Consider the following 15,179-nt stretch of genomic DNA (forward strand, 5'->3'; position numbering starts at 1 on the left):
TCACCCGTGGTGCTCCAACTGTATCGATTAGTCGCTCGGCTTACTCGCGCGTACCGGGTCGGCTCCGGCGGCGATGGCCTCGAACGGCTCGCGGCCGAGGCTGATCTCGCCGAGCTGGACCATCTCGCGCTTGGTGAAGAAGCCGACGATCCAGTCGGCGAGGATGCGGCCCTTGCGGCCGGTGCCCGGGACCCGCGACAGGTGGTAGCCGCGGTGCATGAGCCAGGCGAGCAGGCCCTTGGCCTTGAAGCCGTAGGTGTTGGCGACGCCCTTGTACAGGCCGAGGCCGGCGACCGAGCCGATGTACTTGTGCTCGTACGGCTTGAGCGCGGCGCCGACGTGCTTGGCGTAGACGTTGTCGGCGAGGATCTTGGCCTGGCGGACGGCGTGCTGGGCCGAGGGGGTGCAGTACGGGGCCTGGAAGTCGGAGGTGTCGGGGACCTGGGCGGAGTCGCCCGCGCCCCACGCGTCCTCGACGACGTCGCCGATCTGCGGACTGGCCGGCTCGACGCCGGTGGCGACCTGGAGGCGGGTGTTGCACTCGAGGTGGCCCTTGGGGCCGAGCGGGAGGTCGGACTTCTTGAGCAGCGGGTTCGGCATGACCCCTGCGGTCCAGATGACGGTGTGGGAGTCGAACTCCTCGCCGTCGGTGAGGACGACGTGGCCGCCTTCGCAGGACTTGAGCGTGGTGCCGAGGCGGACGTCGACGCCGCGCTTGGTGAGCTGGCGGGCCGCGTACGCGCCCATCTGGGGGCCGACCTCGGGCAGGATCTTGTCGGCGTACTCGACGAGGTACCACTTGATCTCGTCGGGGTCGATCTCCGGGTAGTTCTTGACGATCGTGGCGGTCAGGTCCTCGAGCTCGCCGAGGGTCTCGGCGCCGGCGAAGCCGCCGCCGACGGTCACGAAGGTGAGCGCGGCGCGGCGGATGTCGGGGTCGGAGGTGGCCGCGGCGACGTCGAAGCGCTGCAGGACGTGGTTGCGCAGCCAGATGGCCTCGCCCATGGACTTGATGCCGATGGCGACGTCGGCCAGGCCGGGGATGGGCAGGGGCCGGGAGACGGAGCCGGGGGCGATGACGATCTCGTCGTATTCGACCTCGCGCGTGGGGCCGGCGATGGGCTGGACGACGAGTCGGCGCTCGGCGTGGTGGATCTCCGTGACGCCGCCGGTGAGGATCGTGCAGTGCTTGAGCGCTTGGCGCAGGGGCACGACGCCGTGGCGCGGAGAGATGTTCCCGGCAGCCGCCTCGGGCAGGAACGGCTGGTAGGTCATGTGCTGGTTGGGGTCGATGACCATCAGTTCCACTAGACCGCGCTTGATGTCGCTTCGCAGCTTCTTGCTCAAGCGTTCGGCAACGTAAAAACCGACGTGACCGGCACCTATCACGACAATACGTTTCACGCGTTCAATTCTGACTACCGTGGGCTGGGCTTGTGTAGGGAACGGGCGAGGACGTAGATCACGGTGACTGCAGCCACCACGCCGACACCGACGGCGACGGTCGGCGGGATCGCCGCGAAATAGGAGGTGAACAGCGCCAGAAGCACGGCGAAGGACACCGTCGAGGCGGCGATTATTCCCAGATGACGAGCCCAGGTGAGGATGATCTCACCGTCCACGGCGGTGGTCGTTCGGAAACGCTGCGCGATCGAGGCCGCGGTGTGCCCGGTGTAGAGGAGCAGGCCGATGGGCGCGGCCAACCACAAGGCCGGGTCGTGGCCGTCGTAGAGCGCCGTGGACACGAGCCAGGCGCCCACGGTCACGCCGGCGGCGATCAAGGGCGCGCGGCTTCCCGGCAAGAGCGCGGCGGTGAGGGCCACGGTCCCGGCGAGGAACAGGTAGAGGGCGGAGGCGGCCCAGGCGCTCGGCACGGCCAGTTCGGCGGCGATGAAGAACGCCACGCCGACGGTGAGCCGGAGCAGCACCGAGGCCGGGGCGATCCGGCGCAGCCAGGTGCCGAGGCGCCGCCGTCCGTTGACGGCGCGGTCTCGGGCGCCTTCGGTGACCGCTCGCAGCAGCCCGCGGGGGGTGTCGCTCACCGGTATCGCCTCCTGGTCATCTCCGCGAGGACGGCGTCGAGCGAGGCCGAGCCCTTCCATGGTTTGACGGCGACGCCGAGTTCGCGAAGTTCCATGACGGTGTTGTCGCGGCCGAGCCGCCAGAGCCGCTCGGCGTAGGGCGTCCAGTGCGTGCGGCCGGGCGGGCTGACGTACTCCGGGAGCGTGTCGACGCACAGCACGGGCCGGCCGGCGCGGGCCAGCTCGGCGACCAGGCCGATGGACCGCTCGTTGAGCAGCGGCGTGAAGACCACGTGGAGGCTGCGGTGGTTGTCGAGCTGGCGGCGGAGCATGTCGACCGACGGCGGCAGCGGGTCGGGCGGGATGTCGACCGACGCCAGCCAGCGCAGCAGTGCGACGTTGTGCCGCCGTCCGGCGCCGGCGCGCATGCGGCGGCCTCTGGCGCCGAACTCGATGCAGCCGACCCGGTCGCCCTGGATCGCGTAGTGGGCCGCGATCGCGCCCGCGGACCTGACGGTGAGGTCGGCGACCGATGCGGTGCCTTCGACGCCTCCGGACTCGCCGGCCTCCAGTTGCAGGTCGAGGATCAAGGTGACGTCGGTGTCGCGTTCGGAGAGCGTCGCGTTCACGTACAGCTCCTGGGACCGCGCCGACGTGCGCCAGTCGATGCGGCGGAGGCGGTCGCCGGGCTGGTAGAGCCGGACTTCGGCCAGTTCGCCGGAGTCGCCGAGGCGCCGGGAGCGGTGGACGCCGGCGACGCCGTCGGCGAACGGCAGCGACTCGGCCGATTCGAACCAGTCGGGGACCGGCAGGACCCACACTCGTGCGCCGCGCATCGTCTGCACGGTCGTCTCCAGCAGTCCGAGGCAGGCGAACGACTGGAGGTGGACGGGGCCGAGCTGGTGTCCGCCCCAGCGCCTGGCGCGCCCGGCGATGGTCAGCTCGCGGGCGGTCTTCGGCCCGATCTGCTCGACGAAGTCGCCGCGGCCGGTGTGGAGGTCGATCCACGGGTCGGCGGTGGCGGTGACGAGCGTGGTGACCGCGGCCGTCTCCGGGTTCGCCACGGTGAGGACCGCCGAGGCGGTGCCGCCTTCGGCGCAGGTCCGGTCGCCCGCGTCGATGTCGGCTTGGGGCGTCCCCACCGGGCGGTCGCGCAGCAGCAGCGCGGTCCCGATGGCGAAGGGGGCCGCGATGAGGACCAGGTCGACCCGTCCGAGGGCGATGGCGGCCAGCAGGCAGAACGCCGGGACCGCGAGCGCGCGCGTCAGCGAGGCGGTGCGCCGCCACTCGACGGGACGCTCGGGAGCGGCCCGCCGGTGCACGCGGGCGTTGTCCGTGCGCAGGTTCAGGACGGGGTCGACGGCGATGCTCATTGCGCGGCGGACATCCCGGTGTGGCTGGGCTCCTGGGCGCTCTGCGGGGCCTGGACGGCGCGGCAGATGTCCTCCACGACCGTCGCCGGGTCGATTCGGCGCATCCACAGCTCCGGGCGCAGCGTGATGCGGTGCGCGAGCGCGGAGGAGGCGACGCCTTTGACGTCGTCGGGGGTGACGAAGTCGCGGCCGGCGAGGACGGCGAGCGCTCGGGAGGCCAGCAGCAGCGCGAGGGAGCCGCGCGGGGACGCGCCGACCTGGAGCTGCGAGTGGTTGCGGGAGGCGGCGACGATGGCGACCATGTAGCGGCCGACCGAGTCCTCGACGGTGACGTGTTCGAGGGCCCGCTGCATCTTCACGAGCGTGTCGGCGTCGATGACCGGCGACAGCTCGACGTCCTCTTGGCGACGCCCGATGCGCCGCTGGAGCACCTCCCACTCCTGTTCCTGGTCGGGGTAGCCGAACGAGACGCGGAGGAGGAAGCGGTCGAGCTGGGCCTCGGGAAGCTGGTAGGTGCCTTCGAATTCGACGGGGTTGGAGGTGGCCAGCACCGTGAACGGCTGCGGGAGGCGGTAGGTCTCGCCTTCGACGGACACCTGGCGCTCCTGCATGGCCTCCAGGAGCGCCGACTGGGTCTTCGGCGGCGTCCGGTTGATCTCGTCGGCCAGCAGGAGGTTGGTGTGGACCGGGCCCTTGCGGTAGACGAACTCGCCGGTCTTCTGGTTGTAGAGGAACGATCCGGTGACGTCGGCCGGCAGCAGGTCTGGCGTGAACTGGAGCCGCCGGAAGTCGAGCCCGAGGCTCTGGGCGAAGCAGCGGGCGGTGAGGGTCTTGCCGAGGCCCGGCAGGTCCTCGAGCAGGATGTGCCCGCCGGCGAGGATGCCCGCCAGCACGAGCTTGAGCGACTCCTCCTTGCCGACGATGACCGACTGAACGGATTTCAGGACGGCCTGGGAGTGGTCGGCGACCTCGTCGAGACTGATCGGCGGGTTGTCGGGATCGGTCACTGGATCTCCTCGATGTTTCGTAGGTGTGCGTCGAGCTGCCATTGGGTCGGGCAGTCGGCGACCGGCCGGGTCAGGAACTCGTAGGTGTTCTCGCCGAGCAGCTCGCGGCACCGTCCGGGCTCGCCGTGCAGTGAGATCCCGTGGCGCAGGCGAAGGCGCTCTTCGACGAGCTCGACCAGGGCCTTCTTGGCGGTGCTCTCCTCGAACCGGCCGGGTTTGGTCTCGGCGAAGATCAGCCGGTCCTCCCAGCGGTTGACGTCGACGAACGGCCGCCAGGTGGGGGCGTTGACGGTGCGGGTGGTCAGCGGGGGCGGCGGCTCGGTGTCGGCCCGCAGTGCCGAGACGATCGCGGAGACGGCGAGCGCGGCCAGTGAGACGAGGAGGAGCTGCCAGAGCAGGAGGTCGACTCCGGAGAGCCGGCCGAGGCCCCAGAACGCCGTGACCGCGGCGACGATGCCGACGGCCGTCCAGGGGCGGAGCTTGCCGAACGGGGTGAGGAACGCCTTCATCGGCCCTCCCGCACGCCGAGCTGCCGTTGCAGGTCGATCAGCGAGTCGCGTGCCGAGTCGCGATCGGCCTCGTCGACCTCGTGCGGTGAGTAGCGGGCCCGCAGATAGGCCTCCGACAGGCGGAGCAGCGACGATCCTTCGAGTTCATGGTGTTCGAGCAGCTTGCGTACGAGGTCGGACGGGGTGTCGGAGGGATCCCGGGTTATGCCGACCGCTTCACTGGCGCTTTCGAAGTGGACCCAGCACGCGATGATCGCGCTGCGCGGATCGGTTCCGAGGTCGATCTCGGTCAGGCCGGCCTCGACGGCCTGTTCGACCAGGGCGACGTCGCGGTGGACGCGCTGGATTTCCTCCTGCCGGAGCGAGGGGTCGGACCGGGCGTCGACGAGCCACCACAGGACGCGGCGGGCCAAGAAGAACAGCAGCAAGAGGGCCGGAACGCCGATGAGGACGGCGAGGGCGACCCAGGTGACCCAGTCCGGCAGTGAGGAATCACCGGTCGGTTCCGGGAGGGGCTGGGGTTCCTCGGAGGTCTCGGTGATGGGGTCCTGGGAGAACAGCGGTTCGGGGTCGCCGCCGTCGAACTGCCATCCGGACTCGCGTTCGCCCCATTGCACGCCGGCTCCCTGGGCGGCGAGCCCGACGACGACCAGGGCGGCGACGACCAGGAAGACCGGCGCCCAGCGGCGCCGCGTCACCGCGCGCCCCGCTCGGGACCGACCGGAGAATGCGCTTGCGGCACGTCCTCACCGACAGCCTGCAGCATGTGGAAACCTCAAGGGGATGACATCGACCAGCGTTACGTGAGCACCACCATAACGCCTGCGGTCGGCAACCGCACACACGTGCCCGGCCGGGGCGGTCGGTCGCTATGAGTCGGGGAAGTCGAACTCGCCGTCCTTGGCTCCGGCGAGGAACGCGTCCCACTCGGCGCGGGTGTAGACGATGACCGTGCCGTCGGGGTGGTGGGAGTGGCGCACCGCGACCCGGCCCGAACCGTCCGACAGCGGCCCGGCCTCGACACACTGCCCGCCACCGCTGTCGCTGCGGGTGCTGATGTGCCAACGAATGCCAGACAGCTCTTCAGCTGAGAGCCGCTGCGGGGTGCTCATCAAGTCTCCTTCAACCGCTTCGCGATCAGATCGGCCGACCGCTTCGGGGCGAGCGCCGACCGATCAACATCCTGCCATACGGCTTCAAAATTACTCACCTTCGGCTCTTCGACGTACAGTGCGCCGGCAGTGGTCTCCACGTATGCGACCGCGGGGTACGGTTCCGGCATCTCATAGAGGTTGAAGCTGCCGTTGAGGCCCGCATGCGGTCCGGCATCGGTCGGCATGATCCGGATCGTGAACTCGCTGCGCTCACCGAGGTCGAGTAGGCGTTGGAGCTGCTGTCGCATGACCGGTGCCGACCCGGCCGGGCGGCGGAGCACCGCCTCCTCGAGAACCGCATCGATCCGCGGTGCGTCGTCGGCGTCCAATACCTGCTGCCGCTCCATGCGCAGCTCGACCCACCGGTCGATCTGCTCTGCCGAAGGGCTGCCTTGCTCCAGCCGATTGATCACCGCATGCGCATACTCGCGGGTCTGGAACAGCCCGTACACCAGGAAGTGCTGGTAAGCGCAGATGCGTTCGGCGCGGCTCTCCAGCCATGGAACGTTCACGAAGTCGGCTCCAAGTTCACGCTGATGGTCGTCCCACCAGTTCCGCTGCCAGGCTTCGTCGCAGATTTGGAGGATGCCGTTGCGGGTCCGCTCGTCCTCGACTCCGTAGAGCGTGAGGAGTCCGATGACATCGACACGCCGGAACGGGAACAGACCGCTCTCGTACCGCCCGAGCATCGTGGCGTCGCGCTGGATGTAGTCGGCGGCGTCCGCCTGGGAAATTCCGCACTGCTTCCGCAGGTGACGCATCCTTTCTCCGAGCCACTGCGAACGCAGGTTCGCCTGAGGGCGTGCTGGTGCCATGGTCGCCTCCACAAGCTTCCGGAGATTGAGCAGAATCAGATTTATGCAGACTTGCATAAAGCAGGACTGCATGCAATCATACCAATCAGGCGTGAAAGGTCCTTGACGGGATTTCGGTGACGGAAGCCTTGAGAGTGGCTGATTCACGCCCTCCAGAGAAGCCGACCGGGGCGGGAACGCGGCTACCAACCTGAGCCCGCCCCGGTCTTGAGACAACGGAGGTTTCCACCGTGTCCAAGCACATTGTCGCCCATCGGGCGGCCAGATCCAACTCGCATGCGGCCGCGCCGCCAGCAAACGTACGCCCGCTGGTACGAGGCAGCTTCAGCGACGGCGTGCACCGCTACACCGTCCGGGCCTCCAGCGCCGAGACGCCCGACTCCTTCCAGGTCTACGCCAACGGCGACCCCGCCGACATCGTGCTGGTCATATCCGGCCTGATCTCCAAGGAACTCAAGGCAACCTGGGGCGCGGTCTGGAACCGCGGCTCAGACGAGTGGCGTGAGTGGCTGGAGGCCAACGCATTCATGGTCTTCTACAATGGTGACCGCCCGGCGATCGGAAAGGTGCGCGTCTGCAGTGGTTAACAGCATCGACCGCTATCTCGGCGAGTTCCGGAGAGGCCCGGCGATCTTCACGGTGCACCAGACCGGCACCGAGCCGGCCGGCTACCGCGTCGACTGCAACGATGGCAACGGCCCCAGCGAGGTCTGCGTCTTCACCGAGGGCCCGAACTCCGGACCGAAGTGGCACGGCCCCTGGAACGGCGACGAGTGGTGCGCCTGGATCGAAGCCGAAGCCTGCAAACTCGTCGAGCAGTCCGAACACTAGAGACATCCGTGTGGCAGCGGCACCACCGCCGCTGCCACACTCCCAGTCCTGTCCGGATCGAGAACTCGTTGATCGCTCATCGGTGAGGACAGGAGTGCCGTCAGTTCGCCCCGGCGCAGTACTCATGAACGAGCGTCTGGCAGTCGTACTTCACCACACCGAAGCCCGTATCGTGATAGACCAGCTGGTAGCCGTCCTCGGCGAACCCGACCACCGTCACAGGATCCTCGGACGGACCGGGAACCGTAAGCGTCGCCCACTTCCCGGCATGAGCGTATTGAATGACCGTACGAACCAGGCAGCGACACGCTCCCGGCCAGAGACGGACCTTGATCAGCTCGTTGGCTCCCGGTTCGATGGGAATCTGCTGGGACTCGAAGTACAGGTCGGAGAGAACACAACCGTTCTCCATTGTAGTGGCTTCCGGTTCCTCCTCGGACAAGTCGAACGACAAGGAAACGATGCCGGTCCCGTGCCCCAATCCACCGCCGCCCACCTCGGTCCAGATGGTGCCGCTCGGGACTTGATGACGCTCGACGTCCACGGCCACGCCAAAGACCGTCATCATCTGATCAGTCGGATTGGTGACCACCATCATCAGGTCAACCGGCCCGGTCGTGTAACCACCGACGTACGTGAGCGACGCAGCGCTCATCGCAATCGGATCCGCATCGACGACCTCCGGATGCACGGGCATCCCGGATACCTCGCTGTCGTAGTCGATCGCCGGACCGAGGGTTCCAGACTCGTCTCCTCCGCTTCCAGCACCCGACGGACCACTGCAGGACGGCGGCTGCGCGAGCCCGGCGCCCTCCGCCTCCGGAGCGGCTGAGCTCGGTCCGTCAGCACTCGGCCCGTCGGGCTCCGCCCCAGTAGACTCAGACGGGTGCGCGGTCCGGTATATGGCATCGATCGACGGCTCTTCCGCGCCGACCTCGGAGACGGTGTCGGCGAGGTCGAACACATCGTTGGCGAAGGCCGCAGCGCCGATCACCACTGCGACGACGGCACTGAGGACCTTTGCTTTCTTGGAAAAGGAGTGGTCTCAGTCGGCTCCCTCGAAACAACTTGCTCAGTTTCCTCATTCGCCAGATGGCTCTGGTTTGCGGACTATCGCTGCTCTGCTGCTGAGCCCTGGCCTTGTCAGTTCCGGTGTCGTCTGACATGCGGATCCTTCCATGCAAGATCGGCTCAGTGTAGTCACTCCGCGAAAGCAGCGAATGTCCAGATAATTCATGACGATCCTCGCCGCAGGCCGGCGATGTCGAAAAAACACTGGCGCGGATTCGAACCCGCACCGACACTGAAACGATGTCGTTCGCACCGCTCCCCGAGTCCGCCCGTCAGAACATCCGAGCCTGGTACGGCGACCCGGGCAGCCACTGGCTCGACGCCCTCCCCACCACGGTCGCACGCCTGACCACGGCCTGGAAGCTGCAACCCGCCGGAGCTCCCTTCGACGGCGGCACCACTGCCTACGCACTGCCGGTCGACCGCGCCGACGGGACCCCGGCCGTCCTCAAGGTCGACGTCGTCGACGAGGAGACTCGGCCTGAGCCGACCGCCCTGCGAGCCTATGACGGCGACGGCGCGGTGCGCCTCCTCGAATACGACCCGGACTCCGGCGCGATGCTCCTCGAACGCGCCCGCCCCGGCACCGCGCTCCTCAATCACGACTTCCCAGGACTGAGCGAACAAGCGGCCGCGCGAGAGCGCTGCACGATAGCCTGCGAACTATTCCGGCGCCTCTGGCGCTCCCCGGCCATCTTCGCCGAGCTTCCCGAAATCCCGACCGCCGACGACCTGCTCAAGGGCTGGGCGGAACAGTTCGCCACGGCCGCGGAGCGATCGCAGGCTGACGTGAGGAGAGACCTCGCGATCGGCGTGGAGCTCTGCATCGCGCTGGCCGATGCCGACCAGATCGGCATCGGCAACCGCGACAACCACTTGAGCAATGTCGTCGCAGCGGAACGCGAGCCCTGGCTCCTGATCGACCCCAAACCGGTGCTGGCTGAACGCGCTTTCGACGCGGGCTACTTCCTGTTCAAGCAGCAGTTGCACGGCCCCCTGCGCGGCACCGAACTCCTTAAGGCCGTGGCCGAAGGACTCGGTGCAGACCTCGAGCGAGTCCGGGCCTGGGCCATGCTCCGGACCGTCGCGCAGATCGCCGACACTGACAGCGCCGCCGAAAGAGCCGCCTACGCTGAAGTGCTCCACGCACTCGAACACGCCTGAGTCGCCACCCGGATACGAGAAAGGCCAGAAGAACCGAACACCGGATTCGCGACGTTGCGGTCCTTGACCGCCGGGCGAAATGGTCCTCGACTCTGAGCCGTCAGGCGCCGAAGCAGACGAAGGGATGCCACGGGCGCTTCTCCCCCACCGCGGCGAGCGCCTCGGCCGGGCTCGCGCCGGCGGCGCAGCGGCGATGGTAGTCGATCATCATCTCGGCGGCGAGATCGTCGGGAACGCGCCCGAGGCTGGAGACGACAGTGGAGGTACCGGCGTGGAGGAGCGCTGCGGTGAAACCAAGCGTCTCGTTCCCGACGGCCACGGTCGAGCGGCCCAAGTCACAGGACGAAAGCACGACATGTCCTGGAGGCTGGTCGAGCCCGAGGAGCTCATAGGCGTTCAACGGTCCCTGACCGAAGTCCAGACGAGAGAAGAGCACGTTGTCCGGCTCATGATGCCCGTGCGCGGCAAGGTGCGCCACGGAGGCGCCATCGAGAGCCTTGAGCACCAGCTCCGGGTCGGAATGCTCGGCCGAAATGAGATTCGCATCAGGGTAAAGGCCTGCGATCGCATTGATCTCCGCACCTGCCGTACTGAGACCAGGGCCTGCAGCCGCAAGTGCCGGACCTCGCCCCTTGGGGCGTGTAACCGCACGCCACCAGGCTTCGGCCGAGGGAGCAACCGTGACCGGACGGCCGCGAAGCGGCGGAAGCAAGGGCCATGGGACCCATGCGAGTCTGCTGTGGGGTATGATCGTGACCTCCCGGTCACCGATGAACTTCGCGATCGGATCCCAGATACCCTCCGCGAGCACACTGGCGTTGCGCCGCAGCGAACCCTCAACGCTCTGGCGCAGCCTGGCGGGAAGCTTGAACGAAGCTCCAAGCGCATCCAGGTCCGCTCCGAGCCGACGTCCTGTCTCGGCGGCGTCGGTCAACTTCATCAAACACACATGCACGAGCTCGTCGGCCCCGGCTAGAACGGCTCGGAGAATGCCATCGACCTCGAACAGGTTGACCACCACGGTCTGCCGCTCCTTCGCGAGAGCGTGTATCGCTTCTGGCGCTATCCTCTCGGATTGCCGTCGCGGTCCCTGCTTGCTCCGGTCATATGCCCGAATCTCGTTCTCCAGGCTCCGCACCCGGGATAGCTCTTCGTCGTGGTCGCCGCCGTCCAACTGCGCGTCCCACAATCGCTGCCGCGCCTGCCTCAGTCGGCCGAGTGCCTCCCGGGCATTCGGATCCGCGCTGGATTTCACCGGCGGGATCCTCAGCGCCTGTCCACGGCATCGCTCCGCCCAAGAGAGCATCTTCATCGGAGATCCGCTGTGCGTGGCACGGATCAGGCCCTTGCTGGCCAATTGTCGTCCCAAGGCCGAAACACCGGCTTGGAATTCTACAGATCCGAAACCGACCCGGTATTCATCCAGCATGTCGAGCCCTGCACGGATCTCAGGAAACGGATCTTGTCCCTGAGCTTCAGCCAGTTCCGCCAGAGCCAGATGCCTTGCCAATCCCGCCGAGAGCATGTCATATCCACTCATGCCACCGGAAGTCGCAAGGCGCTCTTGGGCTGTCGCGAACTCGCCGACGCGGATATATGCACGCGCGGCCAGAATCCGTGCATGCTCCAGGCGAAGGGTCCACCCACGGCTCTCCAGAGCCGAGCAGAGCATGTCGACGCGCGTGGCAAAGTCGGGCCCGTCGCGGCCGGCGTCGAACTGAGTCTGCAGCATGAGCAGTCTGGCCAAGAACGACCAAGTCTCGATTCCCTTCTCGTAGAGGGAATTCATAGCTCGCCTCGCCCATAGTTCCGCCGCGTCGTGGTCCCCCGCCTCATGTGCGGCCACCGCAATGCGGTACTCGGTTATCGCCGCTAGCCGCAGGTCTCCGTGTGATCGAAAGACCTGAATAGCTTCGGCCCATAGATCACCGGACTGACGGAACATCCCGACTCTCATGAGGGCCTCGGCGTATGAGTCGTTGACCAATTCCTCATGCTCGGGAGCGTGCTCGCGGTAGAGCCGCCGGACTTCTTCGAGCTCTGCGATGGCTTTGGTGACTTCGCCCAAGTCGAGCCAGATAAGTGCCTCCATGTGACGCACTTTGGCTGAGTTTACGTACTGCCCGGCGGCTGCGAACAAGTCCCGCGCTCGCTGCTCGCTCTCCAGCCCCTTCTGGAGCTCACCGAGATCACGCCACACTCCGGCCCGATTATGGAACAAGGCCGCGTAAATCCAGTCGGGTCCATGATCGGCGAGGATCGGCTCCGCCTCATCGAACCAGCTAAGAGCATCCCGGAGACGGCCGTTCTGCCAGAGGATCAAGGCACGCTGATGATAGAGAATCCCTCGATCCTCAAGAGCCACAAAGGTCTCGGCTTGGTCCAGCATACGCAGGCCCTGAGAGGCCTCGCCCGCGTATGTCATTCCCGCGGAACGGGTTGCGAGCACGCGTGCGGTGAGCCGCGCTCGAGCGGTACCCGGCAGGGGCGGCCGCTGAGGATCCCAATCCAGCAGCGTCAGCGCACCTTCCAGCGCATCGATGGCTTCGGCGATCCGACCGCGCCGCTGCAGTCGTTGACCCCGTGAGTAAAGGCGCCATGCGCGGGAGAGCATTCTTCATATGCTACAGCCGCACCGCAGGCGTCACGACGACCGCTGGAAGCCCCTCTCTCTGCAGCATTTCACTAGGCCGAATAACCAGCTGGAACATTTCGCCCTGTGGCAGTCCTTCTAGGACAAAGCGCCCGCTCCCTTCGGTCGAGGCCCGTCGCGCTCCCGCAGGTGTTCGCATTTCCACCTCGTACGTGCCCTCGGGCCCGATCCACCCGTCGATCCTCAGCTCGCGGGCTGCAGAAGGACTGGGAGTGACCATCACCGTGACCATCTCGCAGTCGAAGGTGATCGATGCAGGATCGCCGCGCTCCACCGCCAGTTCAGTTTCTCCGCGTACGAGCGTGAACTCGTTCGATCTCGAAACGCCCGCCACCCTGGCATCGAGCTCCGCTTCGAGCTCGAGCGCGAAGAGCACACGTTCGTCCAGGTCGTCCGGGACCGGATCATCCCGATCGTGCAATTCGTCGATCACCGCCAGAATCCGCTGGTCGCAAGAGTCCAACGGTTGGTTCTCATCGTGATCCTCGAAGTCACGCCGCGTCATGGTCCCGCTCCTCACCTCTGCTCCAGCCGGGATCGGCCAGAAGCGTCTTCCTCAACTTGCTCAAGCATCGGCCCCGCGTCGGACCAATGCTTCCCCTCTTCATCCCCAACGCCTCTGCGATGTCGTCGTAGTCGGGACGGTCTACCGACGCCACATAAGCGAGCAGGCGTCGACACCGTTCAGGTTGGGCAAGGAAGGCGCGTCGTACGGCCTCATGCTCGGCGCTGCGGATGAGACCGTCCTCAACGCCTTCTAGGGTCGGTTCTTGGATATCGATCGGATCGGCCACGACCTCGCGGCGCGAGCCGCCGATCAACCTCCAAGCCTCGCGTTTGACCGTGGTGAGCAGCCATTTCGTCAGCGCGCGAGGGTGTTCCAGTTCAGTCCCGGGCCGCCATAGTCGAAGCCACGCCGTTTGAACGGCATCGGAGGCGCTTTCTCGATCGAGGCCCGCCCGCCGTGCCGCTCTCCAGAGCAGTACGTTGAGCTCTTCGACCAATGCCCGTTGTGCCTTTCGATCGCCGGCGCGCGCAGCGAGGTAGAGCTGCGCGCGCCGGTCGTAGTCCACAGCGGCCACAGAGTGAGCTGAAGTCGCGTTCATGACTTCAGGCTAGCGGTTCTTCAAGCTCTTGAGTGCCCCGTGCGCACGGGCCGACGCCTGAGTGGCGTCCTCTGTGGTGGCCTGGCCGGCACCCGGCATCGCATTTACCAAGAACGATGCGGCTAGCGGCGCGGCGAACGACGTACCTCCCCAAACTGCGTAGCCCGAGGAAAAGTCATCAGGGTCATGACTCTCTCGCGAACGATCGTCGAACGAGGTTCGCGCACGACGATCGGGCATCAGCGATCCCCGCGCTTCGCAGGGGAACGTGCTGACCAATCCGGCGCCCGTCGCGAAGCACGAAACCCATGGACCGTCGTTGGAGAACATCGCGACGTTGCGGTTCGGATTGAGCGCACCCACGCTGAGCACCGGCGCGGACGCCTCTGGCCGCGGAAAGGCTGCGAAGGCGGCAGGGAAGAAGGGGCGGTCGGACGACTGGTTTCCCGCCGCGGCCACGACCGTGATTCCAAGCGAGGTAAGACGCTCAATCGCCTTTCCCATCCAGTTGTCCGGCTGATCCGCTGGATCTTCGTCCACGTACCCGATCGCGAGGACCACCACATCGACGTAGACGGCGTCGGCATCGCCGTTCCGAGCGGCCTCCACTTGGTCCGCGATGTGGTGGAGCGCGCCGACGACTTCGTGCTCATATGCCAGACCGTCGTTGTGGACCACTCGAAGCGAATACACCTGCGAGTCCGGTGCTACCTGTCGGATCAAGCCCGCCATGAAAGTTCCATGACCGTAGTGTGACGCGACCTCCCCGAGGAGGGTGTCCTCATGGACCGGCCCTTCCCACGGCTCCTCCAAGGGGGGCGCCGGGCTGTCCGACTCTGCCGCGAGCTTGTGCTGGAATTCCTGGTCGACGATTACAAAAGCGTCTTCGCCGGACGATTTATCGGCGACATCGAAGGCGGGGTGCGCTTGCGGCACACCAGTATCGACGATTGCAATCCGTGTACGCCTATCCATCGGCTTACGGGGTGGCATCGGATTGACCATGTCCACTGGGATGCGGCCGAGCGGCTTGAGAGGGGACGAGGAACCGGGTGGCTCAGCTCCGCTGATGCTCGGGCTGGTGCACGACACCAGCAGGTGTTCGAGCCGCACCTTGTCCGTGAGTTCTCGGGCCAAGCGCCCTTCGCTGGTGGCCGTGCGCAGGGACTGCAGGATGCCCCACGCGTCCACGGCAGCGGGGTCGCCCTGACCTGTCAGTGAGACGGGGACGCGATGCGAACCTTGGCCCGGCACGATGGTGCTTGCCGCCTGGCAGTCCAGCTTCAAGCCGATCGGCTTGACCGCGCCTTCGAGACGGCGGCGTGAAGCTTCGTCCAGGATGATCGATTCGTCGACCAGCAGGCGGTCGTAGCGGTAGAGGGTGCCGACCGGCATAGGAGCCCCGGGAGCCCGGACGGCTTGTCCCGGGCGCAGGACTCGGCCATGGTGGCGATCAAGGCACGTCACCGCAACGT

General features: G+C 66.8%; 16 protein-coding genes. 3 read left to right on the forward strand and 13 right to left on the reverse strand.

What is annotated here, in order from left to right; all coding sequences use genetic code 11:
* Positions 1-27: 27 nt before the first annotated feature.
* The 8 genes from ACYVL2_RS01570 to ACYVL2_RS01605 all read right to left on the reverse strand — a co-directional run bounded on the left by ACYVL2_RS01570 (position 28) and on the right by ACYVL2_RS01605 (position 6,879).
* The gene (locus ACYVL2_RS01570; RefSeq protein WP_460539485.1) at positions 28-1,404 is read right to left on the reverse strand and encodes an NAD(P)/FAD-dependent oxidoreductase; all 1,377 of its coding nucleotides are present in this window, start codon (positions 1,402-1,404) and stop codon (positions 28-30) included.
* 14 nt (positions 1,405-1,418) lie between these two features.
* Positions 1,419-2,042, reverse strand: a complete 624-nt coding sequence (locus ACYVL2_RS01575; protein WP_460539487.1) for a hypothetical protein — start codon at positions 2,040-2,042, stop codon at positions 1,419-1,421.
* Positions 2,039-3,394, reverse strand: a complete 1,356-nt coding sequence (locus ACYVL2_RS01580) for a DUF58 domain-containing protein (RefSeq protein ID WP_460539489.1) — start codon at positions 3,392-3,394, stop codon at positions 2,039-2,041. Before ACYVL2_RS01580 ends, ACYVL2_RS01575 begins: the two co-directional genes overlap by 4 nt.
* Complete coding sequence (locus ACYVL2_RS01585; protein ID WP_460539491.1) at positions 3,391-4,443, reverse strand: AAA family ATPase; 1,053 nt, start codon at positions 4,441-4,443, stop codon at positions 3,391-3,393. Before ACYVL2_RS01585 ends, ACYVL2_RS01580 begins: the two co-directional genes overlap by 4 nt.
* Complete coding sequence (locus tag ACYVL2_RS01590) at positions 4,398-4,910, reverse strand: hypothetical protein (RefSeq protein ID WP_460539493.1); 513 nt, start codon at positions 4,908-4,910, stop codon at positions 4,398-4,400. The genes ACYVL2_RS01585 and ACYVL2_RS01590 overlap by 46 nt, the downstream gene beginning before the upstream one ends.
* Positions 4,907-5,608, reverse strand: coding sequence for a DUF4129 domain-containing protein (locus tag ACYVL2_RS01595; protein ID WP_460539495.1), 702 nt, complete (start codon positions 5,606-5,608; stop codon positions 4,907-4,909). Before ACYVL2_RS01595 ends, ACYVL2_RS01590 begins: the two co-directional genes overlap by 4 nt.
* Before the next feature lie 171 nt (positions 5,609-5,779).
* On the reverse strand, positions 5,780-6,022 hold the full coding sequence (locus ACYVL2_RS01600; protein ID WP_460539497.1) for a DUF397 domain-containing protein: 243 nt from the start codon (positions 6,020-6,022) through the stop codon (positions 5,780-5,782).
* Positions 6,022-6,879, reverse strand: coding sequence for a helix-turn-helix domain-containing protein (locus ACYVL2_RS01605; protein WP_460539499.1), 858 nt, complete (start codon positions 6,877-6,879; stop codon positions 6,022-6,024). The genes ACYVL2_RS01600 and ACYVL2_RS01605 overlap by 1 nt, the downstream gene beginning before the upstream one ends.
* A gap of 230 nt (positions 6,880-7,109) precedes the next feature.
* On the opposite strand from ACYVL2_RS01605, the gene ACYVL2_RS01610 reads away from it, so the two are divergent.
* Complete coding sequence (locus ACYVL2_RS01610) at positions 7,110-7,466, forward strand: hypothetical protein (protein ID WP_460539501.1); 357 nt, start codon at positions 7,110-7,112, stop codon at positions 7,464-7,466.
* A complete protein-coding gene (locus ACYVL2_RS01615) occupies positions 7,459-7,710 on the forward strand; it encodes a hypothetical protein (RefSeq protein WP_460539503.1) in 252 nt (83 codons plus the stop codon). The genes ACYVL2_RS01610 and ACYVL2_RS01615 overlap by 8 nt, the downstream gene beginning before the upstream one ends.
* 100 nt (positions 7,711-7,810) lie before the next feature.
* On the opposite strand, the gene ACYVL2_RS01620 is transcribed toward ACYVL2_RS01615, so the two are convergent.
* Entirely contained in the window at positions 7,811-8,707 is an 897-nt protein-coding gene (locus ACYVL2_RS01620) for a hypothetical protein (protein WP_460539505.1), read from the reverse strand.
* A 314-nt stretch (positions 8,708-9,021) separates the two neighbouring features.
* Between ACYVL2_RS01620 and ACYVL2_RS01625 the strand changes: the two genes are divergently transcribed.
* On the forward strand, positions 9,022-9,945 hold the full coding sequence (locus ACYVL2_RS01625; protein WP_460539507.1) for an aminoglycoside phosphotransferase family protein: 924 nt from the start codon (positions 9,022-9,024) through the stop codon (positions 9,943-9,945).
* A 100-nt stretch (positions 9,946-10,045) separates the two neighbouring features.
* On the opposite strand, the gene ACYVL2_RS01630 is transcribed toward ACYVL2_RS01625, so the two are convergent.
* The 4 genes from ACYVL2_RS01630 to ACYVL2_RS01645 are packed head-to-tail and all read right to left on the reverse strand — an operon-like array spanning position 10,046 to position 15,099.
* Positions 10,046-12,559 (reverse strand): CHAT domain-containing protein, encoded by a 2,514-nt coding sequence (locus ACYVL2_RS01630; RefSeq protein ID WP_460539509.1) that lies wholly within the window; start codon positions 12,557-12,559, stop codon positions 10,046-10,048.
* 10 nt (positions 12,560-12,569) lie between these two features.
* Entirely contained in the window at positions 12,570-13,103 is a 534-nt protein-coding gene (locus ACYVL2_RS01635; RefSeq protein ID WP_460539511.1) for a carboxypeptidase regulatory-like domain-containing protein, read from the reverse strand.
* The gene (locus ACYVL2_RS01640; RefSeq protein ID WP_460539513.1) at positions 13,090-13,704 is read right to left on the reverse strand and encodes an RNA polymerase sigma factor; all 615 of its coding nucleotides are present in this window, start codon (positions 13,702-13,704) and stop codon (positions 13,090-13,092) included. The genes ACYVL2_RS01635 and ACYVL2_RS01640 overlap by 14 nt, the downstream gene beginning before the upstream one ends.
* A gap of 9 nt (positions 13,705-13,713) precedes the next feature.
* A complete protein-coding gene (locus ACYVL2_RS01645) occupies positions 13,714-15,099 on the reverse strand; it encodes a S8 family peptidase (protein ID WP_460539515.1) in 1,386 nt (461 codons plus the stop codon).
* Between the last annotated feature and the right edge of the window lie 80 nt (positions 15,100-15,179).

The sequence above is a fragment of the Glycomyces halotolerans genome (assembly GCF_054779575.1).